General features: G+C 70.9%; 18 protein-coding genes and 2 pseudogenes. 11 read left to right on the top strand and 9 right to left on the bottom strand.

The window, feature by feature from the left end; translation table 11 throughout:
• Position 1 precedes the first annotated feature (1 nt).
• Complete coding sequence (locus ACZ47G_RS11660; RefSeq protein ID WP_465741420.1) at positions 2-2,014, top strand: glycoside hydrolase; 2,013 nt, start codon at positions 2-4, stop codon at positions 2,012-2,014.
• A 357-nt stretch (positions 2,015-2,371) separates the two neighbouring features.
• Positions 2,372-3,652, top strand: a pseudogene (locus tag ACZ47G_RS11655) (chloride channel protein); the annotation flags it as partial.
• A 481-nt stretch (positions 3,653-4,133) separates the two neighbouring features.
• Here ACZ47G_RS11655 and ACZ47G_RS11650 read toward each other — a convergent pair.
• The 4 genes from ACZ47G_RS11650 to ACZ47G_RS11635 form a co-directional block, all read right to left on the bottom strand.
• On the bottom strand, positions 4,134-4,232 hold the full coding sequence (locus tag ACZ47G_RS11650) for a heavy-metal-associated domain-containing protein (protein ID WP_465741418.1): 99 nt from the start codon (positions 4,230-4,232) through the stop codon (positions 4,134-4,136).
• 147 nt (positions 4,233-4,379) lie between these two features.
• Positions 4,380-5,597 (bottom strand): YVTN family beta-propeller repeat protein, encoded by a 1,218-nt coding sequence (locus ACZ47G_RS11645; RefSeq protein ID WP_465741416.1) that lies wholly within the window; start codon positions 5,595-5,597, stop codon positions 4,380-4,382.
• Positions 5,598-6,503: 906 nt separating this feature from the next.
• Positions 6,504-7,019, bottom strand: a complete 516-nt coding sequence (locus ACZ47G_RS11640) for a MarR family winged helix-turn-helix transcriptional regulator (protein WP_465741414.1) — start codon at positions 7,017-7,019, stop codon at positions 6,504-6,506.
• Between the two features lie 523 nt (positions 7,020-7,542).
• Complete coding sequence (locus ACZ47G_RS11635) at positions 7,543-7,776, bottom strand: hypothetical protein (RefSeq protein ID WP_465741412.1); 234 nt, start codon at positions 7,774-7,776, stop codon at positions 7,543-7,545.
• 169 nt (positions 7,777-7,945) lie between these two features.
• Between ACZ47G_RS11635 and ACZ47G_RS11630 the strand changes: the two genes are divergently transcribed.
• The 4 genes from ACZ47G_RS11630 (at position 7,946) to ACZ47G_RS11615 (ending at position 11,107) form a co-directional block, all read left to right on the top strand.
• Positions 7,946-8,503, top strand: a complete 558-nt coding sequence (locus ACZ47G_RS11630; protein WP_465741410.1) for a TetR/AcrR family transcriptional regulator — start codon at positions 7,946-7,948, stop codon at positions 8,501-8,503.
• 9 nt (positions 8,504-8,512) lie between these two features.
• The gene (locus ACZ47G_RS11625) at positions 8,513-8,797 is read left to right on the top strand and encodes a YciI family protein (RefSeq protein WP_465741408.1); all 285 of its coding nucleotides are present in this window, start codon (positions 8,513-8,515) and stop codon (positions 8,795-8,797) included.
• Between the two features lie 293 nt (positions 8,798-9,090).
• Positions 9,091-10,476, top strand: a complete 1,386-nt coding sequence (locus ACZ47G_RS11620; protein ID WP_465741406.1) for an amino acid permease — start codon at positions 9,091-9,093, stop codon at positions 10,474-10,476.
• A 307-nt stretch (positions 10,477-10,783) separates the two neighbouring features.
• Positions 10,784-11,107 carry a hypothetical protein gene (locus ACZ47G_RS11615; protein ID WP_465741404.1) on the top strand — a complete coding sequence of 108 codons (324 nt, stop codon included), beginning with the start codon at positions 10,784-10,786 and terminating at the stop codon, positions 11,105-11,107.
• A 155-nt stretch (positions 11,108-11,262) separates the two neighbouring features.
• Here the strand turns inward: ACZ47G_RS11615 and ACZ47G_RS11610 are convergent, their stop codons facing one another.
• Positions 11,263-12,768 (bottom strand): SulP family inorganic anion transporter, encoded by a 1,506-nt coding sequence (locus tag ACZ47G_RS11610; RefSeq protein WP_465741402.1) that lies wholly within the window; start codon positions 12,766-12,768, stop codon positions 11,263-11,265.
• A 399-nt stretch (positions 12,769-13,167) separates the two neighbouring features.
• On the opposite strand from ACZ47G_RS11610, the gene ACZ47G_RS11605 reads away from it, so the two are divergent.
• The 3 genes and pseudogenes from ACZ47G_RS11605 to ACZ47G_RS11595 all read left to right on the top strand — a co-directional run.
• A complete protein-coding gene (locus ACZ47G_RS11605) occupies positions 13,168-13,569 on the top strand; it encodes a MerR family transcriptional regulator (protein WP_465741400.1) in 402 nt (133 codons plus the stop codon).
• Between the two features lie 673 nt (positions 13,570-14,242).
• A complete protein-coding gene (locus ACZ47G_RS11600) occupies positions 14,243-14,743 on the top strand; it encodes a GNAT family N-acetyltransferase (RefSeq protein WP_465741398.1) in 501 nt (166 codons plus the stop codon).
• A 139-nt stretch (positions 14,744-14,882) separates the two neighbouring features.
• Positions 14,883-15,602 (top strand): annotated as a pseudogene (locus tag ACZ47G_RS11595) (IS701 family transposase); the annotation flags it as partial.
• Here the strand turns inward: ACZ47G_RS11595 and ACZ47G_RS11590 are convergent.
• Positions 15,558-16,280, bottom strand: a complete 723-nt coding sequence (locus ACZ47G_RS11590; protein ID WP_465741476.1) for a PAS domain-containing protein — start codon at positions 16,278-16,280, stop codon at positions 15,558-15,560. The pseudogene ACZ47G_RS11595 and the gene ACZ47G_RS11590 sit on opposite strands and share 45 nt — an antisense overlap.
• 148 nt (positions 16,281-16,428) lie before the next feature.
• Positions 16,429-16,554, bottom strand: a complete 126-nt coding sequence (locus ACZ47G_RS11585) for a hypothetical protein (protein ID WP_465741396.1) — start codon at positions 16,552-16,554, stop codon at positions 16,429-16,431.
• A gap of 183 nt (positions 16,555-16,737) precedes the next feature.
• Between ACZ47G_RS11585 and ACZ47G_RS11580 the strand changes: the two genes are divergently transcribed.
• Positions 16,738-17,652, top strand: coding sequence for an alpha/beta fold hydrolase (locus tag ACZ47G_RS11580; protein WP_465741394.1), 915 nt, complete (start codon positions 16,738-16,740; stop codon positions 17,650-17,652).
• A gap of 94 nt (positions 17,653-17,746) precedes the next feature.
• Here the strand turns inward: ACZ47G_RS11580 and ACZ47G_RS11575 are convergent, their stop codons facing one another.
• Positions 17,747-18,685 carry a hypothetical protein gene (locus ACZ47G_RS11575; protein ID WP_465741392.1) on the bottom strand — a complete coding sequence of 313 codons (939 nt, stop codon included), beginning with the start codon at positions 18,683-18,685 and terminating at the stop codon, positions 17,747-17,749.
• 275 nt (positions 18,686-18,960) lie between these two features.
• On the opposite strand from ACZ47G_RS11575, the gene ACZ47G_RS11570 reads away from it, so the two are divergent.
• Positions 18,961-20,202, top strand: coding sequence for an MFS transporter (locus ACZ47G_RS11570; RefSeq protein ID WP_465741474.1), 1,242 nt, complete (start codon positions 18,961-18,963; stop codon positions 20,200-20,202).
• A 185-nt stretch (positions 20,203-20,387) separates the two neighbouring features.
• Here the strand turns inward: ACZ47G_RS11570 and ACZ47G_RS11565 are convergent, their stop codons facing one another.
• Complete coding sequence (locus ACZ47G_RS11565; RefSeq protein WP_465741390.1) at positions 20,388-21,872, bottom strand: purine-cytosine permease family protein; 1,485 nt, start codon at positions 21,870-21,872, stop codon at positions 20,388-20,390.
• Positions 21,873-22,014: the final 142 nt, after the last annotated feature.

Below are 22,014 nucleotides of genomic sequence, written 5' to 3'. Positions count from 1 at the left end.
AATGAACGCCATGACACCCCGTCAGCTGCCGCGGACCCGGCGGCAGCGAGCCGCACTGGCGGCAACACTCGTCGTCACCTGCGCAGGAACGCTGTGCGGTACGGTCGGGCCGCCGGTCGCCGCGGCGACCGTCCGGCACGAGATCCGGCTGAACGGCGAGCGGATCGAGATACCCGTCGACGGCGCGACGGCCGAGGTGCGCGTCGACTCGCTGGCGGTGGGCATGCGCGCCGCCGACGGCGAGCTGACGCTCTCCGCGCCGGCCGCCGAGCCGCTCGGCCGGCCGGGCCCGGTCAGGATCAGCCGGGGAGTGGCGAGTTGGACGCTGCCCGAGCGCGGTCTCACCGTGACGGCGGCGGCGGAGCAGGGCCGTCTGCGGATCAGCGTTCGCGGCACCCAGGACGGCTCCACGCTGTCCTGGCCGGTGACCGGCACCGACCGGGCCGCATCGCAGGTGCAACTGCCGCGCGGCGAGGGGCTCGGGGTGCCGGTCGCGGACCCGTTCTGGACCTCGGTCGAAACGGGCCTCGCCGGGCACGGCTACGACCTCACCGCCGACCTCTCCATGCCGCTGTGGGGCTACACCCTGGGCGGTCGCGGCGTGAGCTACCTGGTCCCGGACCCGGCCGGTACCTCGCTCGCCTTCGCCTCTGACGGCGGGCGGTTGAAGGGCACGGGCGTGCACACCTTCTCGCGGCGCGCGAGCACCACGGACTACACCGTCACCTTCGCCCTCACCGATCCGTCCCCGGTCGCGCCCGCGCTGGACTACCGGCGCTGGCTCGCCGACCACGGCCGACTGGTCACCCTCGGCAGCAAGATCGCCGCCAACCCGGAGGTCGGCAAGCTGCTCGGCGCCTTCCACGCCTACACCTGGGGCGCGGCCCGGACCGCTCAGGGTGTGGCGCAGATGCGGGCGCTCGGGCTGAGCCGGTTGTGGCTCGGCTACGACGCCGACGACCAGCCGATGGACGCGCAGGCGGTCGCGGCCGCCGAGCGCGCGGGCTACCTGGTCGGCCCCTACGACTCGTTCGCCAACGGGCAGGACCCGAAGGCCTCCGACGCCCCGACCTCCTCCTGGCCCGCCCCGGTCTACCCGGACTTCTGCGTCCACGAGCAGGACGGCCGGGTGAAGGCGGGCTTCCACGACCGCGGCTGCTACCTCAGCTCGCAGGCCTTCGAACAGACCGCGCAGGGCCGCCGGTACCTGGCCGAACGCACCCGGCAGATGACCGCGAACGGAGCCACCAGCTACTTCCTGGACGTCGACGCGGCGGGCGAACTGTTCGACGACTACAGCCCCGCCCACGCCATGAACCGGTCGCAGGACCAGGCCAACCGGCTCGCCCGGATGCGCCGGCTCTCCGGTGCCGACAAGCTGGTGCTCGGATCGGAGAGCGCCGGCAGCTGGGCCGGCCCGGTGATCGACTTCAGCCACGGTTCGTCGACCCCGGTGGCCGACGGGCTCTGGCCCCTGGAGCGGGACAAGGCCACCTGGGGCGGGTACGCGCCGGCCGGCGCTCCAGGGGTGTTCTTCAAGCCGGTGACCCTGCCCGCCGACCTCACCAAGGCGATGTTCGACCCCGCGTACCGCATCCCCCTGTACGAGAGCGCGCTGCACGACTCCCAGGTCAACCTCGACCGCTGGGAGCTGCCGTACACCAAGATCCCCGCTCTCGAAACCGACCGGGCCCTGCTCGCCATGCTCTACAACACCCCGCTGAACCTGGTGCTGGACGGCCCGTCCCTCACCAGCCAGGGCAAGCGACTGGCCGACCTGCAAAGCTACTTCGCGCCGCTGCACGAAAGCGCGGGCACCCAGCCGATGACCGGCTTCCGCTGGCTCACGCCGGACCGCCAGGTCCAGCAGACCACCTTCGGCGACTCCGTACTCCAGGTCACCGCCAACTTCGGCACCGTCCCGTACGGCTCGTTGCCTCCCGGCTGCGTCGACGCCGAGCTCAAGGGCGGCCGGCCCCAGCGCCTCTGCCCCACGATGCTGCCGGTCCGGTAGCGTCCGGTGGCCCGGGTGCGGGGGGCCTGATCCGGCCGCTACCGCGGAGGGCCGGCTGCCTGGATCGGCTCGCCCCTTCCGATGGAGCCGAACCAGGCAGCAGGCCGGGACCTTCGTTCGCGCGGCGCGGCGAAGCGCCCGGTGCGCCGGTCCGCGACCTGCGTCCGCCGCTTGTGTGCGCCTCGCGCCCCGGTCGCTGCCGCGCCCGCTCCGGAGGCTGGGGCCCGCCTGTCGGACGCTCCTGTTGCGGGTTGAAGTGATGACCCTACAATCACCCTCATGCAGCCTTTGCACAGTGCAATGAAATCTGGGTCGTCGAATCGGCTGCGGGCCTTGTGGTCCTCTCGCCGGGGCCTGCTGGTGCTCGCGGTCGTGGTGGGCGCGGGCGCGGGCGGTGGCGCGGTGGTGTTCCGCTGGCTGGTGATGACGTTCACCCGCCTGCTGTCGGGCCACGCCGACTACGCGGCGGCCGGCCATGCCGCCAATCCCCATGTCCCTTGGCTGGGGCGCTACTTCGTCCTGGTGGTGCCGGTGCTGTCGGCGCTGGTGTACGGGCCGCTGGTGTACCGCTTCGCGCGGGAGGCGCGCGGGCACGGGGTGCCGGAGGTGATGTACGCCGTGGCCCGCAAGCAGGGGCGGATCGCGCCGCAGGTCGCGGTCGTGAAGGCGCTGGCCTCGGCGCTGACGATCGGCGGCGGCGGGTCGGTGGGACGGGAGGGCCCGATCGTGCAGATCGGCTCCGCACTGGGTTCCTCGATGGGTTCCGCCCTGCGCGTACCGGTCGAGCGGCTACGGCTGCTGGTTGCCTGCGGCGCGGCCGGCGGCATCGCGGCGACGTTCAACGCCCCGCTGGCCGGCGTGGTGTTCGCCATGGAGCTCATCCTGCGGGACTTCACCGCGGAGAGCTTCGGAGCCCTCGTGCTCGCCTCCGTCACCGCCAGCGTCATCGGCCGCTCCGCGCTCGGCGACACCCCGTTCCTGCGGCTGCCCGCCTTCCACGTCGACCACCTCACCCAGTACCTCCTGTTCGCCGTGCTCGGTCTGCTCGGCGGCGCGATGGGCGTGGCGTTCAGCAAGGTCCTCTACCTCATCGAGGACGCGTGCGACGCGCTGTGGCGCGGCCCGGAGTGGCTGCGCCCCGTCGTGGGCGGAGTGCTGCTCGGGGGCGTCCTGCTGGTCCTGCCGCAGATGTACGGCGTCGGCTACCCGGTGCTGGAACACGCGGTCGGCGGCGGGTACGCGCTCGGATTCCTGCTGCTCCTGCTGGTCGGCAAGACGGTCGCGACGTCGCTGACGATCGGCATCGGCGGCTCCGGCGGCGTCTTCGCCCCGAGCCTGTTCATCGGCGCGATGCTCGGCTCCGCCTTCGGCCAGAGCGCGCACGCGCTGCTGCCGGGGGTGGCAGGCCCCGTCGGGGCCTACGGCCTGGTGGGCATGGGCGCGGTGTTCGCCGGTGCGGCCCGCGCACCGATCACCGCGGTGGTGATCCTCTTCGAACTCACCGGCGAGTACACGATCATCCTGCCGCTCATGGCCGCCATCGTGCTGGCCGAACTCGCCAGCCGACGGCTGTCGCTCGACACCGTCTACACCGCCAAGCTCCGCCGACGCGGCATCGACCTCGACCAGCCCGCCCCGCAGCCGGACCCGGCCACCCGGCCGCCGGTCCCCGTCGGCACGTAACCCGACAACGCCGCCACAACCGGGCGGCGAAGCGCCCAGCGCCCCGCAGCCCCGTCACGAATCCTCCGACCCGATCAGGGACCATGACGACCACCGGCCAGCACGTCGCACAGTCCGCACCGGAGGCCGTGAACTCCGCGCCCCGCGGAAACCGAACCCTCCGGTTGGACCCCGCATCGGACGGCATCCGTGCCACCGCGGTGGTCACCGTGCTGCTCCTGGCCACGATCCCGCTGGTCGGCCTCACCTCCGGCACGCCTTCGAGGCGCCCGCGACCCGCGCACACGGCACCCCTGCTGCGCCAGTGCTGTGTCGGTGTCCACCACTGCCCGAATCCGCATGGTCGCCACCTCCTCCGTCGGCGGCATCCGAACAAGGGGGCCGCTGAAGCCACGGCGCCCGGTCAGTCCGGGGTGCCCGTTCCGCGGGTCGCCGTTCAGCCGTCACCGGGAACGGCCGACAGGCCGGCGCTGACCGACTTCTCGCAGTGGCCGCACGTCATGCCTTCGATGGTGAGGACGGTGGTGAGGGGCACGGGAGTCTCCGGATGAGGTGGAAGGAGTGAGGCCTGGGAAGCAACGGTTGCCGGGCGGGGCAGGTGGGTGTCGTGCGCGGGTGACGCGTCCCCGTCCGGCCGGATGCCTCGGTCCGTGGGACGTAGCGCGCGGCCGGTGACGCGGGTTCAGCGGAAGATGCCGGTGTGGCCGAGGGAGTAGCGGCCGGGCTGGGGGTAGACGCACAGGCCGTGGGGCCCGGCGCCGACCCGGACCTTGGCGAGGAGGTGGCCGTCGTCGGTGGAGATGGCGTAGACGGCGGAGTCGTAGCGGCCGCTGAGCCACAGGACCTTGCCGTCGGCGGACACGCCGCCCATGTCCGGGCTGCCGCCGCCGGGGAGGTGCCAGGTGGCGGTGACCTGGCCGGTGGCGAAGTCCAGGACGGAGACGGAGCCTTCGTCGCGGTTGGAGACGTACAGGCTCCTGGAGTCCCGGCTGACGTACAGTCCGTGCGCGCCGCGCCCGGTGGGGAGCAGGGTGGGTGGGGTGAAGGCATCGCCGTCCAGGACCCACACACCGCCGGCGACCATGTCGGCGATGTACCAGGTCCGCCCGTCGGGGGAGATCTTGATGTCCTGGGGCATGGAGCCGTTCTGGGGGAGTTTCCGCTTGGCCAGGACGGTCATTCCGGCGGTGTCGACCTTGAGGAGTTCGCCGGAGAACTCGCAGGAGACGATGAAGTAGCGGCCGTCGGGGGAGAAGTCGGCGTGGTTGACGCCCGCGCAGTCGGCGGGGACGGTCTTGACGACGCCCATGGTGTGGGGGTCGCGGAAGACGAGCTGGTGGTCGGCGGAGGCCATGACGACGGCGTGCTGACCATCGGGGGTGAAGTAGAGGTTGTAGGGGTCGTGGACGTCGACCGGTTCGCCGGCCTTTCCGGTGGCGGGGTCGATCGGGGTGAGGGTGTTGCCGAGGTCGTTGTTGACCCAGAGCGTCTTGAGGTCCCACGAGGGGACGACGTGTTGGGGCTGGCGGCCCACGTGGAGGGTGTCGACGACCTGGTAGGTGGCCGGGTCGATGACGCTGACGGTGTCGGACTCGGTGTTCGGGACGTAGACCCGGGACGGGAACGTCTTGACGGTCTCGGAGAGCCGGCCGGGCCGGTCGGCGGCGTAGAGGTCGTTGGGGTCCAGGGGCGCCGGCATTCCGGGCAGACGCGTCGCCGCGGGCTCCGTTTCCGGGGCCGTACGGTCGGCGGCGGCGGCCGCGTGCGACGGGCCCGGTGCGGCACTCGATCCGGGAGCGGTTCCGTCCGGAGGCGGTGAGCACGCCGCAGGCCCGCACAGGGCGAGAGCGAGGCACATCAGGGCCGGCCGGTACCAGCCGAGGTGGTTCACAGGGCTCATGGGCTGCCGACTCCGTCGTCGGGGGTGTATCCACCCGCTCCAGTTCTTTGCACTGTGCAAGGGTAGGGGGAGGGGTGTCGTTCGGTGCGCCGACCTGCCGAAAGTCCCTCGATCGGGCAATCCTTGCGACGTGGTGAAAAGCCCTTTAGCTGGAGAGAGTTGGCTCGCGAGTCGTTTGTTTGCATAATGCAAGTGCTCGCCGAGGCCGATGTGGGCGGGTCCTGGCCATGGGGATGCCGACCCCGATCTGCTTGTGGCTCAACTGTCGAGGTTCGGGGTCTTCCCGCGCCCCTTCACTCCTGTGGCCCCTGTGGTTCCTGTGGGCCGGCCGGCTCTGGCCAAGTGGGGGAATTCTTTGCATAATGCAAAGGTCTCGTCTTCCTGCGTGGGCCGGTCGTCTCCGTGCCCGGCCCACGATGACGGGAGTGGGCGAGCTCCGGCCGCGCGATCCCCGCCGCGGAACCGGGCCGTTCAAGGGCGGCCGCGCAGCCGGGACTTCGCAACTCCCCAGCGCGTCCGCCCAATCCGATCGTTCTTCCCCGCGGCCGCCGGGTCAAGCTTCGCGTGCGGGACCGGCCGGGCCTTCGCCGTATTCGACACGACCGCGGAAGCGGTGGCCGACGAACGCCCCCTGGCCGGGTCGGCAGCCGTCGCCGGTCCTTCATCGGCCACCGGCGACCAGGCGCCTGCTGTCCCGATAGCGCAACAGTGCGACTGAGTGGGCCCGGTACAGCCCGGTGCAGCCCGGTCGGCTCATGCTTGGCGTCGGGCACCGGCGTCGTCGGCATGCGGTGGCGACCCGTCAACGATGCGGACCGCGGCAGCGGCCGGCCCGCCGTAGCGGCTGGGAGACCGGCCTGATGTCATTCCCTCTCGCGAGCAGGCCGGGCAGGGCCGGATGATCCGTCACCAGCCGAGCAGGTCGGCCGGGTGCTGCTCGGGGGCCGACGGCTCTCCGCTCGCTTCGGCGAACGCCCGCAGCGCGGTGACCAGGCCGGTGCGTTGCCGAGCGGGCATGGCGGTGACGATACGGGCGATTTCCTCGCGGCGGCGGTCCGTGGCGTCGACGACGGTACGAGCGCCCGCTCCCGTCAGTTCGATGCGGACCTCGCGCCGGTCCTCGGGGCTGCTCACCCGTGCGACGACACCCGCGGCCACGAGGCGGTCGATCATCCGCATCGCCGTCGACGGGTTCACCGCGAGGTACTCGGCCAGGCGTGACATGCTCATCGGTCCGCGTGAGTGCAGCACGACCAGCATCCGGAACTGGGGGAGGGTGAGGGATTCCGCGACCTCCCCCAGGGAGCGAGCGGAGATCGCCACCAGGACCCGGGAAGCGGTGAGGACGGCGGTGACCAGGTCTTCCTCGGCAGGGCCGGAGGGCCGGTCGCGGGAGGCGCGCGCGGTGGACTCGTCGGACATGTGTCCTTTTTACCGCCCCGGAGCGTCCGTGCACACGTTCATTCGATCTTCCCGCCGCAGCACGGTGGTCTCGCCGCCGCCCCGATTTCACTCGCGCGGGGCTGGCACACCTTCCAATGTCTTTGCATAATGCAAAGACATGCTGGTTCTTCGTCCTGGCCGAAGGCGCTTCGCGCGGGTGGTGGCTGGCCCCCGCTCGTCGGCCGGGATCCGCACGCGCCGGGCGAACGGCGTGCCGGGCCCGTCACGCCGGGTCCGGACGCGGTCTGCCGGGAAGGGTCTCGTGGTCCTCTTGCCGACAGGCCGAGGTGGAGTGAGTCCTGGGCCGCCCGCGGACGTGCGGAGCGCCGCGGCGCGGCAGCCGGAACGCGCGGCCGGCCGGCCGTTGTGGCCGGCAGCGCCGGCCGGTCGACCGGGCATGCCGGCGTCTGGCAGACCGTTCCCGTACTGCTACTCGCCGCCAGGGCCGAGCGGCCGGTGGCTGCCGGCTCCTGAACATCGGCCGGGGAGGCCGTGTCCGGGTTCAGCCGCCCCAGTGGGACGGATAGTCCGTGTAGCCGGCCTCCCCGCCGCCGTAGAACGTGGACGGGTCGGCCTCGGCCAAGGGCAGGCTTTCCCGGTAGCGGCGGACCAGGTCCGGGTTGGCCAGGAACGGTGTGCCGAAGGCGACGAGGTCGGCATGGCCGGCGTTCACCGCGGCTTGGGCGCGCGCAAGGAGGTCGCCCAGGTCGAACGGCGCGAACACATCACGGGGCATGCGGAGCTCCAGCGTTGCGGCGAAAATCGTAGGACAGTCGTCCTAGGGCGCCGTCACGCTAGGTCGCCTGTGCCCACCGTGTCAACGGCTTGACGATGTAGGACGGCTGACCTACGTTGTGGCTCTAGGACAGCTGTCCTACGACGGGAAGGGAATCACCGTGACCGCTGTGGCGACCCGTGAACAGATCGTGGCGGCCGCGGACCGGCTCTTCTACCGGCAGGGTTACGAGCGCACCTCGTTCGCGGACATCGCCAGGGCCGTCGGACTGTCGCGGGGCAATTTCTACTACCACTTCAAGTCCAAGGACGCGATCCTGCACGCGGTGATCGACGCCCGCCTGGCCGACATCCGGCGGATGCTGGAGCAGTGGGAGGCCGAGGAACCGACCCCGGCCGGCCGGATCATGCGGTACATCGAGATCGTGCTGACCAACCGCGCCGACATCCAGGACTACGGCTGCCCCGTTGGCACGCTGACCACGGAGCTGGCCAAGCTGGAGCACGCCATGCTCGGCCAGGCCGGCCGCCTGTTCACCCTCTTCCGCACCTGGCTGCGCGAGCAGTTCGCACTGCTCGGGCGCACCGAGCAGGCCGACGAGCTGGCGATGCACGTGCTCGCCTTCAGTCAGGGCGTCGCCGTCATGGCCAACGCCTTCCACGACGAGGCGTTCATCCAGCGCGAAGTCGACCGGATGCGCGACTGGCTGCACACCTACGAGAAATGAGAGAAAAGCATGTTCGTGGTCCTGCTCCGGTTCTCCGACAACAAGACCGCAGCCGGCGAGCACATGGCCGGCCACCAGGAGTGGATCAAGCGCGGCCTGGACGACGGGGTCTTCCTTCTGGTCGGCAGCATCAAGCCGGGCCTCGGCGGCGCGGTCCTCGCCCACAACACCTCGCCCGAGGAACTGCACGAGCGCGTCGCCGAGGATCCGTTCGTCGCCCAGGACGTCGTCACGGCGGAGATCATCGAGATCGCGCCGGGCGCGGTGGATGAGCGGCTGCGCTTCCTGCTCTAGCGGCACTGTTCTCCGGCCTCGACGGTGACCGGCCGCCACTCGGTTCCGCAAGGCGAGAGCAGGCGCCTCAAGCCCTCGCGGACCACGGCATTCGGTCCGGGCGCCGAACTGACCGGGGCGGCCACGAACTCGGCGGCGATCGCCCAGGGCGGCGGCATCCGGACGAGCCGATGATCTTAACGCGTCCTTGACGCTCCACTGTCGCGTTCTTGACGTAGCCTTTCGGACCGGTGAGCCGGGAAGTCTGGTCGGCACAGTGATCCGCCGTACCCTCCTGCGAAGGGCTTGCAGCCGTGCCGACTTCCACGTCCCCCGGGCCCGCACTAGCCATAGCCGGTGGCGGGCCCCGGCGCCAGGTCCTCTTCTTCGCGTTCGCGTTCGCCGTCATCGCGGACCCCGTCTCCTCCGTCGCCTACGCGATCGAGGCCGCGCTGCACGCCCTGCACGGTGACCTCGCGCTCCTGCTGCCGACCATGGCCCTGGTCGTCGGCCTGGTTGTCGTCGTCACCGCCAACTACTGGCAGCTGGTGCGGCGCTTCCCGAAGGGCGGCGGGGCGGCGGCCGCCGCCGGGCGCGCGTTCGGACCTCGGTGGACGTTCCTGCCGATCGGTGCCCTGGTCGTCGACTTCGTCCTGACGATCGGCATCTCCATCGCCGCCGCCGCCAGCGCGGTGATCGCCCTGTTCCCGGTCCTGGCCCCGGTGCGGATTCCGTTGGCCCTCGTGATGCTGGTGGTCGTGGCGGGCCTGACCTGGTTCGGGCACGGTGGCCGCCTGCTGTTCGCCGCGATGACCGCGGTGTTCGTCGTGGTGGCCGTCGTGGTGCTCGTCCTGGGCTTCGCCGCCCCGCACGCCACCGGCACCGCCGCCGCCCACACCGACCCGGGACGCTCGGCCGCGCTCGCCGTCGTGATGGCCTTCCCGGTCGCCATGGCCCTGGCCACCGGCGTGGAGGCTCCGTCCACCGCGATCGCGCAGCTCGGCCAGCTCGACGACACCCACCGCCGCCGCTTCGGCCGCGGCACCCTCGCCCTGCTGGTCGTCATCGTCGGCGGGCTGACCCTCGCCCTGACCGCCCTGGCCGTGAAGCTGCACATCGGCCTGCCCGGTGCCGACTCCACCCAGATCGCCGACATCGCCCACGCCGCCGCCGGCCCCGGCTGGCTCTACAGCGCCTTCCAGCTCACCAGCTCCCTGCTCCTGCTCGCCGCTGCCAGCTCCTCCTTCCAGGCCGGACCGGGTCTGCTGAAGGCCCTGGCCGGGACGGCCGACAACCCGGGCGTCCTGCCGCACGTGCTCGGCAGGACCAACAAGCACCACACCCCGTACTGGTCCGTCGTCGTCTACCTCGCAGCGGCCGCCGTGATCATCCTCGCCGCAGCGGGTCAGGAACAGGAACTGGTGCTGTTCTACGCCGTCTCCGTCTTCGTCAGCTTCCTCGTCGGCCTGCTCGCCATGAGCCGCTTCGCCCGCACCGAGCGCAAGCCGCTGGTCGCCGCGATCAATGCCCTCGCCGCCGCAGCCGTCGCCTTCACCCTGGTGGTGAACCTGCTGCGCGGCTGGCCGGTGCTCTCCCTGGTCGCGACCGTGCTGATCGGCGCGGGCCTGTACGTGCGCTGGGTGCGGGCCGGCAGCCCGAGCGGAATCGAGGACGTCGAGCGCCAGGCCGAAGCGCAGTGACGTGACGGACCGCGCAGGACCGCGCCCCGGGGACACCGGCTGCCACAGGGACGCGGCGGAGGACGGGGAACACGCCGAGCTCCGGCCACGGTCGGCCTTATCCCTGGACTACGTGACGATCGGCTGGCTGGCGGCCGGGATCAGCATCCTGCTCCCGGCCGCTGCGGACGGCTCCGCCGTGCTGCTCGGGGCTATCCGCTCGTGTCGCTGCTCGGCCTCGTCGCCCCCACGGCCACGGTCTGGTCGTCTTCCGACCCGGCGTCGCCGAGCGCGCCTGCGGTGGACCGCTGCCGCTCACACGGCTCCGGTGCCCGTCCTGCTGGCCCTGAGCGTGCCGACCGGTGCCGGTCGGGACGCCCCCGCTGTCGAACGGTGGTGGACCGGCGCGGCCGTTCTCGTCCTGACGGTACTGGCTGCCGGCAAGGCGCGCGCCCGTACCGGAAGGGGACGTGGCGCGCTCGCCCGCGCGAGCGGCCCGGCCCTCGCCCAGGCGACGGCCGCGCTCGCCACGTGGTCGGAGCAGTTTTTCACCACCGGACCTCCGGCCGGGAGCCTGATCTTCGTGGCCGGCGCCTGGTGCTCGGCCTGCCTCGCGCTCGGGTACGCCCGCACCGGCTGCCGACTCCGTTGAGTCGTCGTACTCGCACCCGGCCGGGCGGATGCCGACACTGGTTCGCCCGGTCTACGGCGAAGCCGCACACAGCGCGCCGTGGTGTGCCCGGAGGTCGGGTACGTGCGCGATCTCGGCGGCCGTCGCCGTGATGCCGCTGGGGCGTCTCCGCCACATCAGTGGCCGGCCGCGAGTTCTCCGCTGAGACGGCCGTGGAGCTCGGCGCTCGGGCTGTTGAGGCCGGTGATCTCGACCGCCTTGCCGCGCCGGGCGTACCTGGCCTCGATGGCGTCGAGGGCGGCAACGGAGGACGCGTCCCAGATGTGGGCCCGGCTGAGGTCGATGACGACGTGGGAGGGGTCGTTCGCGTAGTCGAACCGGCCGACGAGGTCGTTGCTGGAAGCGAAGAAGAGCTCGCCGGTCACGGAGTAGACGATCTGGTGGCCGTCGGGATCGGTGACGGAGGTGACGTCGGCGAGGTGGGCGACCCGCTTGGCGAAGACGACCATCGCGGTGACCGAGCCGACGACGACGCCGATGGCGAGGTTGTGGGTGGCCACGACGCACGCCACGGTGATCACCATGACGGCGATCTCGCCGGTCGGCATCCGCTTGAGCGTCGCGGGGGCGGCGGAGTGCCAGTCGAAGGTCGCGAAGGAGACCATCACCATGACGGCGACCAGGGCGGCCATCGGGATGTCGGAGACGACCGGGCCGAAGACGATGCACAGCACCATCAGGAACGCTCCGGCCAGGAAGGTGGACAGGCGGGTGCGGGCTCCGGACACCTTCACGTTGATCATGGTCTGGCCGATCATCGCGCAGCCGCCCATGCCGCCGAAGAGGCCGGTGACGATGTTGGCGATGCCCTGACCGATCGACTCGCGGGTCTTGTCGGAGCGGGTGTCGGTGATCTCGTCGACGAGCTTGGCCGTCATCAGTGACTCCATCAGACCGACCAGCGCCATCGCGAGGCCGTAGGGGGCGATGGTGGTCAGGGTGTCCATCGTGAACGGCACGTCCGGCAGACCCGGCACCGGCAGGGAGGACGGCAGCGCGCCCTTGTCGCCGACGGTCGGCACCGCGATCCCGGCCCCGACGGTGACGGTGGTCAGGATCACGATGGACACCAGGGGTGCCGGCACGACGGTGGTGATCTTCGGGAAGAGCACCATCAGGGCCAGGCCGCCGACGATCAGCGGGTACACAGCCCAGGGGACGTGACTCATCTCGGGGATCTGAGCCATGAAGATCAGGATCGCCAGGGCGTTGACGAAGCCGACCATCACGCTGCGGGGCACGAAGCGCATCAGCTTCGCGACGCCGAGCGCGCCGAGTCCGATCTGGAAGACGCCGGCGAGGATGACCGTGGCGACCAGGTAGCCGAGGCCGTGTTCGCGGTTCAGCGGGCCGATCACCAGGGCAACGGCGCCGGTGGCTGCGGAGATCATCGCGCGGCGGCCGCCGACGATGGCGATGGTGACCGCCATGGTGAACGAGGCGAACAGGCCGATCCTGGGGTCGACCCCGGCGATGATCGAGAACGAGATCGCCTCGGGGATCAGCGCGAGCGCGACGACCAGGCCCGCGAGGACCTCGGTACGCCAGACCTTCGGGTCGGACAGCCAGTCGGGCTTGAGGCCGCGCAGGTGAGCGGTCCACGAAGCAGCAGGAGAGGGCAAGGAACGTACCTGTCGTACTCGGGCGCACCTCTGCGGCGGGCCGGGGGCGAGGGAAGACGCGGAAGGACCGGGGCGGCACCCCGAGGGCGGCTCCGTGAGCATGGAGCCGGAAGTCAGACAGAACGGGGCGGGGCCCTACGCGCCAGCGCGGCCGAGCTTATGTCCCGGGGTGAAGCGTCACGGCGGGCAGGCGGCTGCGCCGGGCGTCGTGGGCTCGCGCACGCTTCTCTCCTGCGGGAATCGGATCTTCGCCGGGGTCTCGCCCCGACACGGCAGAGCGCGGGGCGGCGGGCAGCCCGCTGACTCCGCCGAAACCCTACCCTAACGTTAGGGTAGGGATCACCGGTGTCCGGGCGGGCCCCGACCGGAGCTGACGAGAACGGCCGGAGGATCACGTTCGTGGACGGCAAGCACATGCAGATCGGCGAGGTCGCCGCACGAACCGAGCTGTCCCTGCGCACCATCCGCCACTACGAGGAGACCGGCCTGGTCGTTCCCTCTGCCCGCTCCCAAGGCGGCTTCCGCCTCTACACCGAGAACGACGTCGCCCGCCTGATGGTCATCCGCCGCATGAAGCCGCTCGGGTTCACTCTCGATCAGATGCGCGACCTCCTCGATGCCACCGATCGCCTGGACACCGACGAGCAGCTCGACGGCGACGAGCGGGACAAGCTAATCGAGCGGGTGCGCGGCTTCGAGCACGACGCGCAGGACCGGATCGCTGACCTGCGCGTCCAGCTCGCCCGAGCCGAGGACTTCGCCGCCACCCTCCGCCTTAGGACCGAGACCGTCGGCCGCTGACGACGAGCGGCACTTCGCCGAGGTGTCGAAGCTCACGGGCCACCTACGGTGGCGTCCTCGCGGCGGCGGTGGGAGATGCAGTGGCTCGACCGGCCCGGCACATACGCGGTGACGGCCCGCTGGTCCCGGGCCGCCGGCCTACCGCAACCACTGTCTGACGGGCTCGGCCTCGCGCTGCGATTCGAAGACGTCGACGCTGCCGGCCACCCGGTGGACCTGCTGCTGACCAAACAGCGGCCGCAGCCAGCTCGGCCGCCACCTTCCGGTTCCCCGCCACTCCGCTCTGGCAGGGCCCTACTCCACCCTGCTGAACTACACCGTCGGCACGCGCAGAGGCGTGATCGCGGCCTTCCCGCCGCCCGGTGCCGCCGCGCTGCCAGCCGACCCGGTACTGGTCGGCCGGGCCTCGCAGGCTGATGGACCCTCGAATGTCCCCGGCCCCGCTCTCGACTCCCAGCTCGTTGCTCTTCGAAGCAAGCGGGGAGTTCAGCGAGCGAGGCCGCGGGCCGCTCGGTCCGGACCGCGGCGGGCCGAGGGCATCACCAGATTGCGGACGACAGGGCGAGGGCCACTCGTACTCCAGCTGTAGATCGTGACGTGCCATGGCCTTGGGTTGTGTGCCGCTGATGGAAACTCAGGTGGCCTCGGCGCTCCGCCTGGATAGAGTTGCGCCATGCCCGAGTTGAAGCAGCTGGATGCTGGCCATGCCCCGGCGGTCCTGGCCTTCGAGCTGGCGAACCGTGCTTACTTCGCTGCCTCGGTGCCCGACCGGGGCGATGAGTTCTACGACCAGTTCGCCGACCGGTACAGCGCCTTGCTGGCTGAGCAAGAGGCTGACATCTGCGCTTTCTACGTGCTGGTCGCCGAGGATGGCTCAGTTCTGGGCCGGTTCAACCTGTACGACTTCGAGGACGGCACTGCCGGCCTCGGTTACCGGGTCGCGCAGCACATCGTCGGCCGCGGCGTGGCGACCGCGACCGTCCGGGAGTTGTGCCAGCTGGCGGCGGCGCGGCACAGGGTGCGCACACTGCGGGCAGCCGCCGCCCACGCCAATGCCGCGTCCCAGAAGGTGCTGACCAAGGCCGGGTTCGTCCCGGTCGGCCCGGCAGACCCGGCCGACCTCGGCGGTGAGCCAGGCACCTGGTATCAGCGCGACCTGGTACTCCAGCCGTAGACCGCGATCTTGCCGATGGGCCGGCTGCGGGATGGCTGCGGCCACCGTTGACCATCGGTGTGTGAAGACTGAAGATCATGCGGTGGCCGCAGGTCACAGCGTAGACCCTGCTCGATGGCAAGAGGCGTTCGAGGGCCTGATGGGCCGGATCGCGGGCCGGTTCAAGCGGGTCGAGCCCCGACACCGGGTCCGGCGATTGGTGCTCGGGCTGCTGTCGGATCTGCCGCGCAAGAACTGCTGGACCATCGCCGAACGGGCCGGGGATACCAGCCCGGACGGCATGCAGCACCTGCTGGGGCGGCCCAAGTGGGACGCCGACGCCGTCCGTGACGACGTGCGCGGTTACGTGGTGGAGCATCTGCACGACGACCAGGTGGTGCTGGTGGTCGACGAGACAGGCGACCTGAAGAAGGGCACCGCCACGGTCGGTGTCCAGCGCCAGTACACCGGCACCGCAGGCAGTATCGAAAACGCCCAGGTCGCGGTCTACCTTGTCTACGCTGGCCGGCGCGGCCACGCGGCCGTGGACCGGGAACTGTACGTTCCGCGCTCGTGGATCGCCGACCCCGACCGCTGTCGGGCTGCGGGCCTGCCCGAGAAGACCTCCTTCGCCACCAAGCCGGAACTGGCCGCTCGCATGGTCACCGGGCTCCTCAACGCCGGCCACCGGGCCGCGTGGGTGGCGGGCGACGAGGTCTACGGAGGCAACCCGAATCTGCGGACCGCGCTGGAGGAACGCGGCACCGGCTACGTCCTCGCGGTGGCCTGCTCGCACGAAGCCACCACCAGCGCGGGGAAGTCCCGCGCGGACACCCTAGCCAAGAAGGTGCCCTGGCGGGCCTGGCAGAAACTGTCGGCCGAACACCGGGGCCAGCAGGTTGACATAGGCGTGGTCGGCGAAGAGCGGCACGGCCACATCGGTCAGTTCCTGCGCGGTGCGCAGGACGTCGAGAGTACTGCCGATCTTCGTGCCCGGCTCGTTGACCATCGTCAACAGGTCCCGCGCCCGGGCCCGTTCGGTCACGTCGATCATCAGGTGCGCCAGTCCGACCACCTCGTCGGCATCGTTGCGCAGCGCAACGACGGTGTCCGAGTACGTCCGGCTTCGGTCCGGCCGGTCGGGAAGGCGAACGCAGGTGTGGACTTCGGCGGCGACCAGCGCCTCACCAGTGGCCAGCACTCGCCGTTGACGCCGCTCGAAAGCCGCGAGGTCGAGCAGCCCGGCCGGCGCCACCTCCCGCATGGTATGTCCGGCGAAGTTGTGGTCGGGCAATCCCTCCAGGCGCTGTGCGTTCTGTGCGACGAAGCACTGCCGGGTGTCGAACACGGCGATGTGGAAGGGCGATTCGGTGAACAGGTCGTGCGTTGATCGTGGCGTAGGCCTCGGGCCCTTGGACCGGGAAGGTCGCTCAGGGCGTCGGGGAACAAGGCCTCGTGCATGTGGCACACCCACTCCGCGACTCGTGGAACTCGCCCGTGCCGAACCCCGGGAATCCCGCAGGTGCGCAGGGGGAAGGAGCGTCCCGGTCGAACCCATCGACCGGTCGCGATCCTATCGCTGAAGCATCTGCATCCCCGGGCTGTGACGCAGTCGTGTCGCGCGCGGCCGAAGGCGTGTCGTGTCCGTCAGGCAGCGGCCGGTGTGGGGGCCGCTTCCGATGTGGGCCCCATGTCCGCCGCTGTCCTCAGTCGATGACGATGGTCTCGCCGTTGACCGGAACCGGCTCCTCGGCCTTCGTCGGGCTTGCCCTCACCGACCCCTTGAGGAACTGGGCGAGGTCGATCCCGCTGGCGCAGCCGAGGAGTTCCATGCCCTCGACGACGTTGTCGGCGACGGTGCGGGAGAGCCTGCCCCTCGGCTGATCCCTTGGTCAAGATGGCGGCGGCCTCGGCGTCGCCCTCCAGGCGTACGGCGTCGGCGATGGCCGCGCTCGGCCTCGGCCTGCTTGACCCTGGGGCAGGGGCGTTCGCGTCGGGCGTGCGAGCATGGCCGGATGACTGCGAGTTCCCACGAGCCGGGCGAGCCGCACCGGGTGACGACACCGGTGCTGGAGGTCGCCTACCACCGGACCGGTGAGCGGCGCCGGAAGACCGACGTCCCGGTGATCCTGCTGCACGGCTTCCCCTACGACGTGCGGGCCTACGACGAGGTGGCCCGGCGGCTTGCGGAGGCCGGGCGGGAGGTGCTGACACCGTACCTCCGCGGCTTCGGGCCGACCAGGTTCCTGGCCGAGCAGACCCCGCGCAGCGGCCAGCAGGCCGCGCTCGCGCAGGACTTGGTGGAGTTCATGGACGCGCTGGGGATCGAGCGGGCCGTGGTCGCGGGCTACGACTGGGGCGGGCGCGCGGCTTGCGCGGCGGCGGCGTTGTGGCCGGAGCGGATCCACGGCCTGGTGACGGCGGGCGGCTACACCGTCCAGGACATCGCCGGGGCGGTCGAACCGGCCGCGCCGGAGGCGGAGCACAACTTCTGGTACCAGTACTACTTCCACTCGGAGCGGGGCCGCCGGGGGCTGGAGCGCAACCGTGAGGAACTGTGCCGGCTGCTCTGGCGGTTGTGGTCGCCGACCTGGCCGGCCGCCGAGGAGGCGTTCGCGGCGTCGGCGGTCAGCCTGCACAACCCGGACTTCGTCGAGGTGTCGGTGCACTCCTACCGGCACCGGTACGGACTGGTGGAGGGCGACCCGCGCTACCGGGCGCTGGAGGAGCGGCTGGCCGCCCGGCCGCCGATCGAGGTGCCCACGGTGGTGCTGGTGGGCGGCGACAACGGGGTGATCGCGCCCGCCGACCAGCTGGGGACGGAGCGGTTCACCGGGCCGTGCGGAGTCAGGACCCTGCCGGGGGTGGGGCACAACGTGCCGCAGGAGGCGCCGGAGGCCTTCGCCGAGGCGGTGCTGAGCCTGGGGTGAGCCCGTGGCCGTGAGCCGTGAGCCGTGAGCCGTGAGCCGTGAGCCGTGGGGCCGGGCCGGACTGGCCCGCGCCCGGCCCCACGTCGTTCCGTCACTAGCCGTGCGTCGCGCACTTGTTGGCGCTGTTGGACCACAGGCCCTGGAGGTCGAAGGTGCCGCTGCTCAGGGTGACGTAGGCGTCGAGGTTCTGGCACTCGTCGCCGATCTCGCCGCCGCCGCCGTTCCAGCCGATGCTGGGCCAGAAGTCGGTGACGGTCTCGGCGTACTCGTGGGTCTCGGTGGACTCGATGCCGGAGAGCATCCGGCCGTCCGTGAAGGTGGTGCAGGCGCCCGCGCCCATGTCCGGGATGTACGGCAGGTTGGTGTACGCCAGGTTGCCGTAGGAGCTGCTGGTCTTGTCGTGCCAGGCGCAGAAGCCCGAGCTGGGGAAGCCGTCCGGGTGGGTGCCGGTCGGGGAGACGACCACGTACTGGGCGTTGAGGTTGGGCGCCTGGGTGGTGTTGCCGAAGTGGGCGGCGGCCTTGCCGGCCTCGGCGGCGATCTGGGTGCTGGTGGCGTTGGCGGGCGCGGCGGCGGTCTTGTCGAACCAGACGCCGGCCAGCGGGGAGGAGGCCGGGTGCTGGACGTGGACGCCGTTGGTGCCGCAGCTGGTGGTGCCCTTGGCGACGCCCTCGCAGTACTGGCTGAGGATGGTGCCCCAGGTGTCCTGGCTGCCGTAGAGGCCCTTGAACATGTTCTGCATGTCGGTCGCGACCCCGGCCGGGTCGGCGGACCACTGGGTGCCCCAGAAGACCAGGTACACCTTGGGGGTGGGGGACACCACGCCCTGGGTCGCGGCGGAGCGGACCGAGAGGGTGTTGCTGCTGGTCGCGGCGTGCTGCCCGGCGGCGCCGGGGTGGAGCGGCTTGGCCCCGAAGTGGGCTGTGGCCGGGGCGGGTTGGGCCTCGGCTCCGGTGGCCAGGGTGGTGGTGCCGAAGGCGGCCAGGGCCAGCGCGGTGAGGGTGTGGGCGGCGGCCTTGAGGGGTGTGCGCATGCGTCTGCTCCCGAGTGTGAGGGGGTGGGAGGTTTGTCCGTGCGGGTCGAGCCCGGACACCACACCAACTCGGCGGTGGCTCCGTCCAGATGGCGGACACGGCGGCGCGAAGCCTTTGCCGTGCTCATACCAAGTCCTTGTCGGCGGCAGGCCGATGAGACGCCGGTGAAGCGTTCGGCGCACGGGACCGCACTGCGGCTACGAGTCGTCGGTGCGGTAGTCTCGGTCGCCTCCAGCCGGGTTCCGCACGTCTTGAGCAGGACAAGGGAACGAGCCTGAAAACCGAAGCCACAGCTGACGACCCGGATCAGGGAACGGTTGTTGCCAGTCCCTTCCGACTGCCGGCCTTCCGATGGTTCTTCACCGGACGGCTGGTCTCGCTGCTCGGCAGTGCGATGACTCCGGTGGCGCTTTCCCTCGCCGTGCTCAACGCGTCGAACAGCGCCGGCGACATGGGTGCGGTGCTCACCGCCAATACCGTTCCACTCATCGTGTTCACCCTGGCCGGCGGTGTGGTCGGGGACCGCTTCCCGCGACGACTGGTACTCCTCGCGTCGAATCTCGGGGCCGGCCTGACGCAGGCCGTCGTCGCGTTCCTGCTGATCTCCGGGAACTACGACCTCGGTTCGCTGATCGTCCTGGAAGCCGTGAACGGAACGATGGCGGCCTTCACGAACCCGGCGCTGCGCGGCATCGTTCCGGACATCGTCCCCAAGTCGCAGATCCAGCGCGCGAATTCGGCGCTGGGATCGACCAAGAACGCGACCAAGGTGCTCGGGCCGACGGTCGCCGCCACCATCGTGGTGGCCGCCAACGGCGGCTGGGCCATCGCCGTCGACGCCGCCACCTATGTCGTCGCGGCGGTCTGCATGTTCCCGATCGGCGTGCCGGGCAACACCCCGCCCCGCAAGGCCGGCGCCCTCGTCGCCCTCCGGGAGGGGTGGACGGAGTTCAGGTCCAGGACCTGGGTCTGGACGATCGTCGCCTCGTTCGGCGTCGCGAACTGCATCCAGGTCGGCATCTGGACGGTCCTCGGACCGCTGATCGCGAAGGAGCGGATCGGCGAGACCTCCTGGGGCCTGGTGCTCAGCGTCAGGGCCGTCGGCATGCTGCTCATCGCGATGGTGATGTACCGGGTCACCGTGAGGCGCCTCCTGCCCGTGGCACAGCTGTGCGCGAGCCTGGTGGGCCTTCCGCTGATCGCCCTGGGGCTGGTGGCGAACCCGTACTGGCTCGCCGCCACCGCGTTCGTCGCGGGTCTGAGCCTCGGGCTGTACAGCATCGCCTGGGAAACCACGCTCCAGGAGAACATCCCGAACGACAAGATCGCCCGGATCTCCTCCTACGACAATCTCGGGTCCTTCATCGCCATTCCGGCGGGGCAGCTCTCGGCCGCGCCCATGGCGAATGCCTTCGGGGCGTCCCGGGTCGCGCTGGTCGGCGGCTTCCTGTGGATCGCCCTCACCCTCTGCCCCCTCCTCGTCCCCTCCGTGCGCGGCCTGCGCCACGCGGTATAGGGCGGGGCAGCCCCGGCCGGGGAGCTGCGGAGCCTGCCGGGGCTGGGCTGAGCGGGTGCACCGCCGCACCGCCGCGCTGCGGGCGCACCGTCACATGGTCGGAAAGCGGACCGCCCGGTCGCCCGCTCGGGTGAGCGGGCGACCGGGCGGTCCGGGGTGGCGCGGCGTACGAAGCGACGCGTCGGTCAGACGGTGACCTCTTCGGCCTGGTCCGCCGGACGTTCGGCGGTGGCGGGGGTGTTCGCCCGCGACGCGTTCTCGCGCGGGGCGGGGAGCACGGCCATGATGACGGCGGAGATCACGATGGTCGCCGCCCAGGCGAGCCCGTACTTGCCGATCGGGGTGCCGGAGAGCGGGCCGGCGAACCAGTCGCACTTGGTGAAGGCGAGGCCGAAGAGCAGGGCGAGCACCCAGGCGACCATGGCCTGCCAGCAGAAGCCGCCCGTGTACCAGTAGCGGCTGTTGCGGCTGGTGTCCATCAGCGCGTCGGCGTCGTAGCGCACGGCGCGCGAGCGGCGGCGGTACATGTCCACCGCGTAGACGCCGATCCAGGCCGAGAAGGAGACCGCGAGCAGGATCAGGAAGGTGATGAAGGAGCCCAGGAAGCTCTTCGCGACCAGCATCAGCAGCAGGCCGCCGACCAGCGAGATCACGGCGTTGATGCTGACGGCCATGGCGCGCGGCAGCTTGACGCCCATGGTCTGCGCGGTGAAGCCGGCCGAGTACATGGAGAGGCTGTTGATCAGGAGCATGCCCACGATCGCGGTGAGCAGGTAGGGCACGGCCAGCCAGGTCGGCAGCAGGTCGCCGAGGAAGGAGACCGGGTCCGCGGCCTGCGCCAGGCCGGGGGAGGCGACCGCCATGACGGCGCCCATCAGCACCATCGGCACCATGACCAGGCCGGCGCCGGAGACCGTCACGCCGACGATCTTCTTGCCGGAGGCGGCGTGCGGCAGGTAGCGGGCGAAGTCCGGGCCGGTGGGGACCCAGCTGATGCCGCCGGCGGCGATGGTGCCGATGCCGGCGATCATCATCGCGGTGGTGCCCGCGGGCTTGGAGAAGACCTCGCTCCAGTTCATGGTCGCGATCAGGTAGCCCAGCACCAGGATGCTGAAGACCCCGAACAGGTACGTCGACCAGGTGTTGCAGACGTTCAGCGCCTTGCGGCCCATGCCGGAGACCAGGAAGGTGCAGGCGACGAAGGCGAACAGCGTGATCACGATCAGCGCGGTGTTGCTCTTCACGCCGAACATCAGGTCCAGGACGGTCAGCACGGCGTAGGCGCCGGTGACGGCGTTGATCGTCTCCCAGCCGAACCGGGCGATCCAGAGGATCGCGCCGGGGAAGAGGTTGCCGCGCACACCGAAGGTGGCCCGGGAGAGGGTCGCGCCGGGCGCCCCGCCCCACTTGCCGGAGACCGACAGCACGCCGACCATGCCGAACGACGCGAGTGCGGCGCACGCGGCGACGATCAGCACCTGCCAGAAGTTCAGCTGGTTGAACACGACCAGAGCCGCACCCATGGTGAGCAGCAGGACGCTGATGTTCGCCGCGACCCAGGTGGGGAAGAGCTCGCGGACTCTGCCCCGTCGCTCGTGGTCGGGGACGGGTTCGATACCGCGTGTCTCTATCGCGCCGTCGTCGGTGGCGGCGGTGGACAGGTTGCCCATGAGGGTGGCTCCGTGCGTGTGAAGCGGGAGAATCGGTCAAATGGAACATTTATGGAACTCTTCGCGCGTAGCGCGGGAGTTCGGCCATCCTACTTTGTTCCAGATGCGCCTGATTGCCGCGGTTGCCCGGCGCCGGCGGAGG

This window comes from Kitasatospora sp. NPDC030952, from assembly GCF_055571335.1.
This window is presented reverse-complemented; position numbering and strand designations above follow the sequence as displayed.

Excerpts from the sequence above, each read along its gene's own strand:
- ACZ47G_RS11600 (WP_465741398.1), top strand. The coding sequence starts at position 14,243 with ATGCCCGAGTTGAAGCAGCTGGATGCTGGCCATGCCCCGGCGGTCCTG.
- ACZ47G_RS11565 (WP_465741390.1), bottom strand. The coding sequence starts at position 21,872 with ATGGGCAACCTGTCCACCGCCGCCACCGACGACGGCGCGATAGAGACA.
- ACZ47G_RS11660 (WP_465741420.1), top strand. The coding sequence starts at position 2 with ATGAACGCCATGACACCCCGTCAGCTGCCGCGGACCCGGCGGCAGCGA.
- ACZ47G_RS11580 (WP_465741394.1), top strand. The coding sequence starts at position 16,738 with ATGACTGCGAGTTCCCACGAGCCGGGCGAGCCGCACCGGGTGACGACA.
- ACZ47G_RS11590 (WP_465741476.1), bottom strand. The coding sequence starts at position 16,280 with ATGGGTTCGACCGGGACGCTCCTTCCCCCTGCGCACCTGCGGGATTCC.
- ACZ47G_RS11645 (WP_465741416.1), bottom strand. The coding sequence starts at position 5,597 with ATGAGCCCTGTGAACCACCTCGGCTGGTACCGGCCGGCCCTGATGTGC.
- ACZ47G_RS11575 (WP_465741392.1), bottom strand. The coding sequence starts at position 18,685 with ATGCGCACACCCCTCAAGGCCGCCGCCCACACCCTCACCGCGCTGGCC.
- ACZ47G_RS11635 (WP_465741412.1), bottom strand. The coding sequence starts at position 7,776 with ATGCCCCGTGATGTGTTCGCGCCGTTCGACCTGGGCGACCTCCTTGCG.
- ACZ47G_RS11640 (WP_465741414.1), bottom strand. The coding sequence starts at position 7,019 with ATGTCCGACGAGTCCACCGCGCGCGCCTCCCGCGACCGGCCCTCCGGC.
- ACZ47G_RS11585 (WP_465741396.1), bottom strand. The coding sequence starts at position 16,554 with ATGGAACTCCTCGGCTGCGCCAGCGGGATCGACCTCGCCCAGTTCCTC.
- ACZ47G_RS11625 (WP_465741408.1), top strand. The coding sequence starts at position 8,513 with ATGTTCGTGGTCCTGCTCCGGTTCTCCGACAACAAGACCGCAGCCGGC.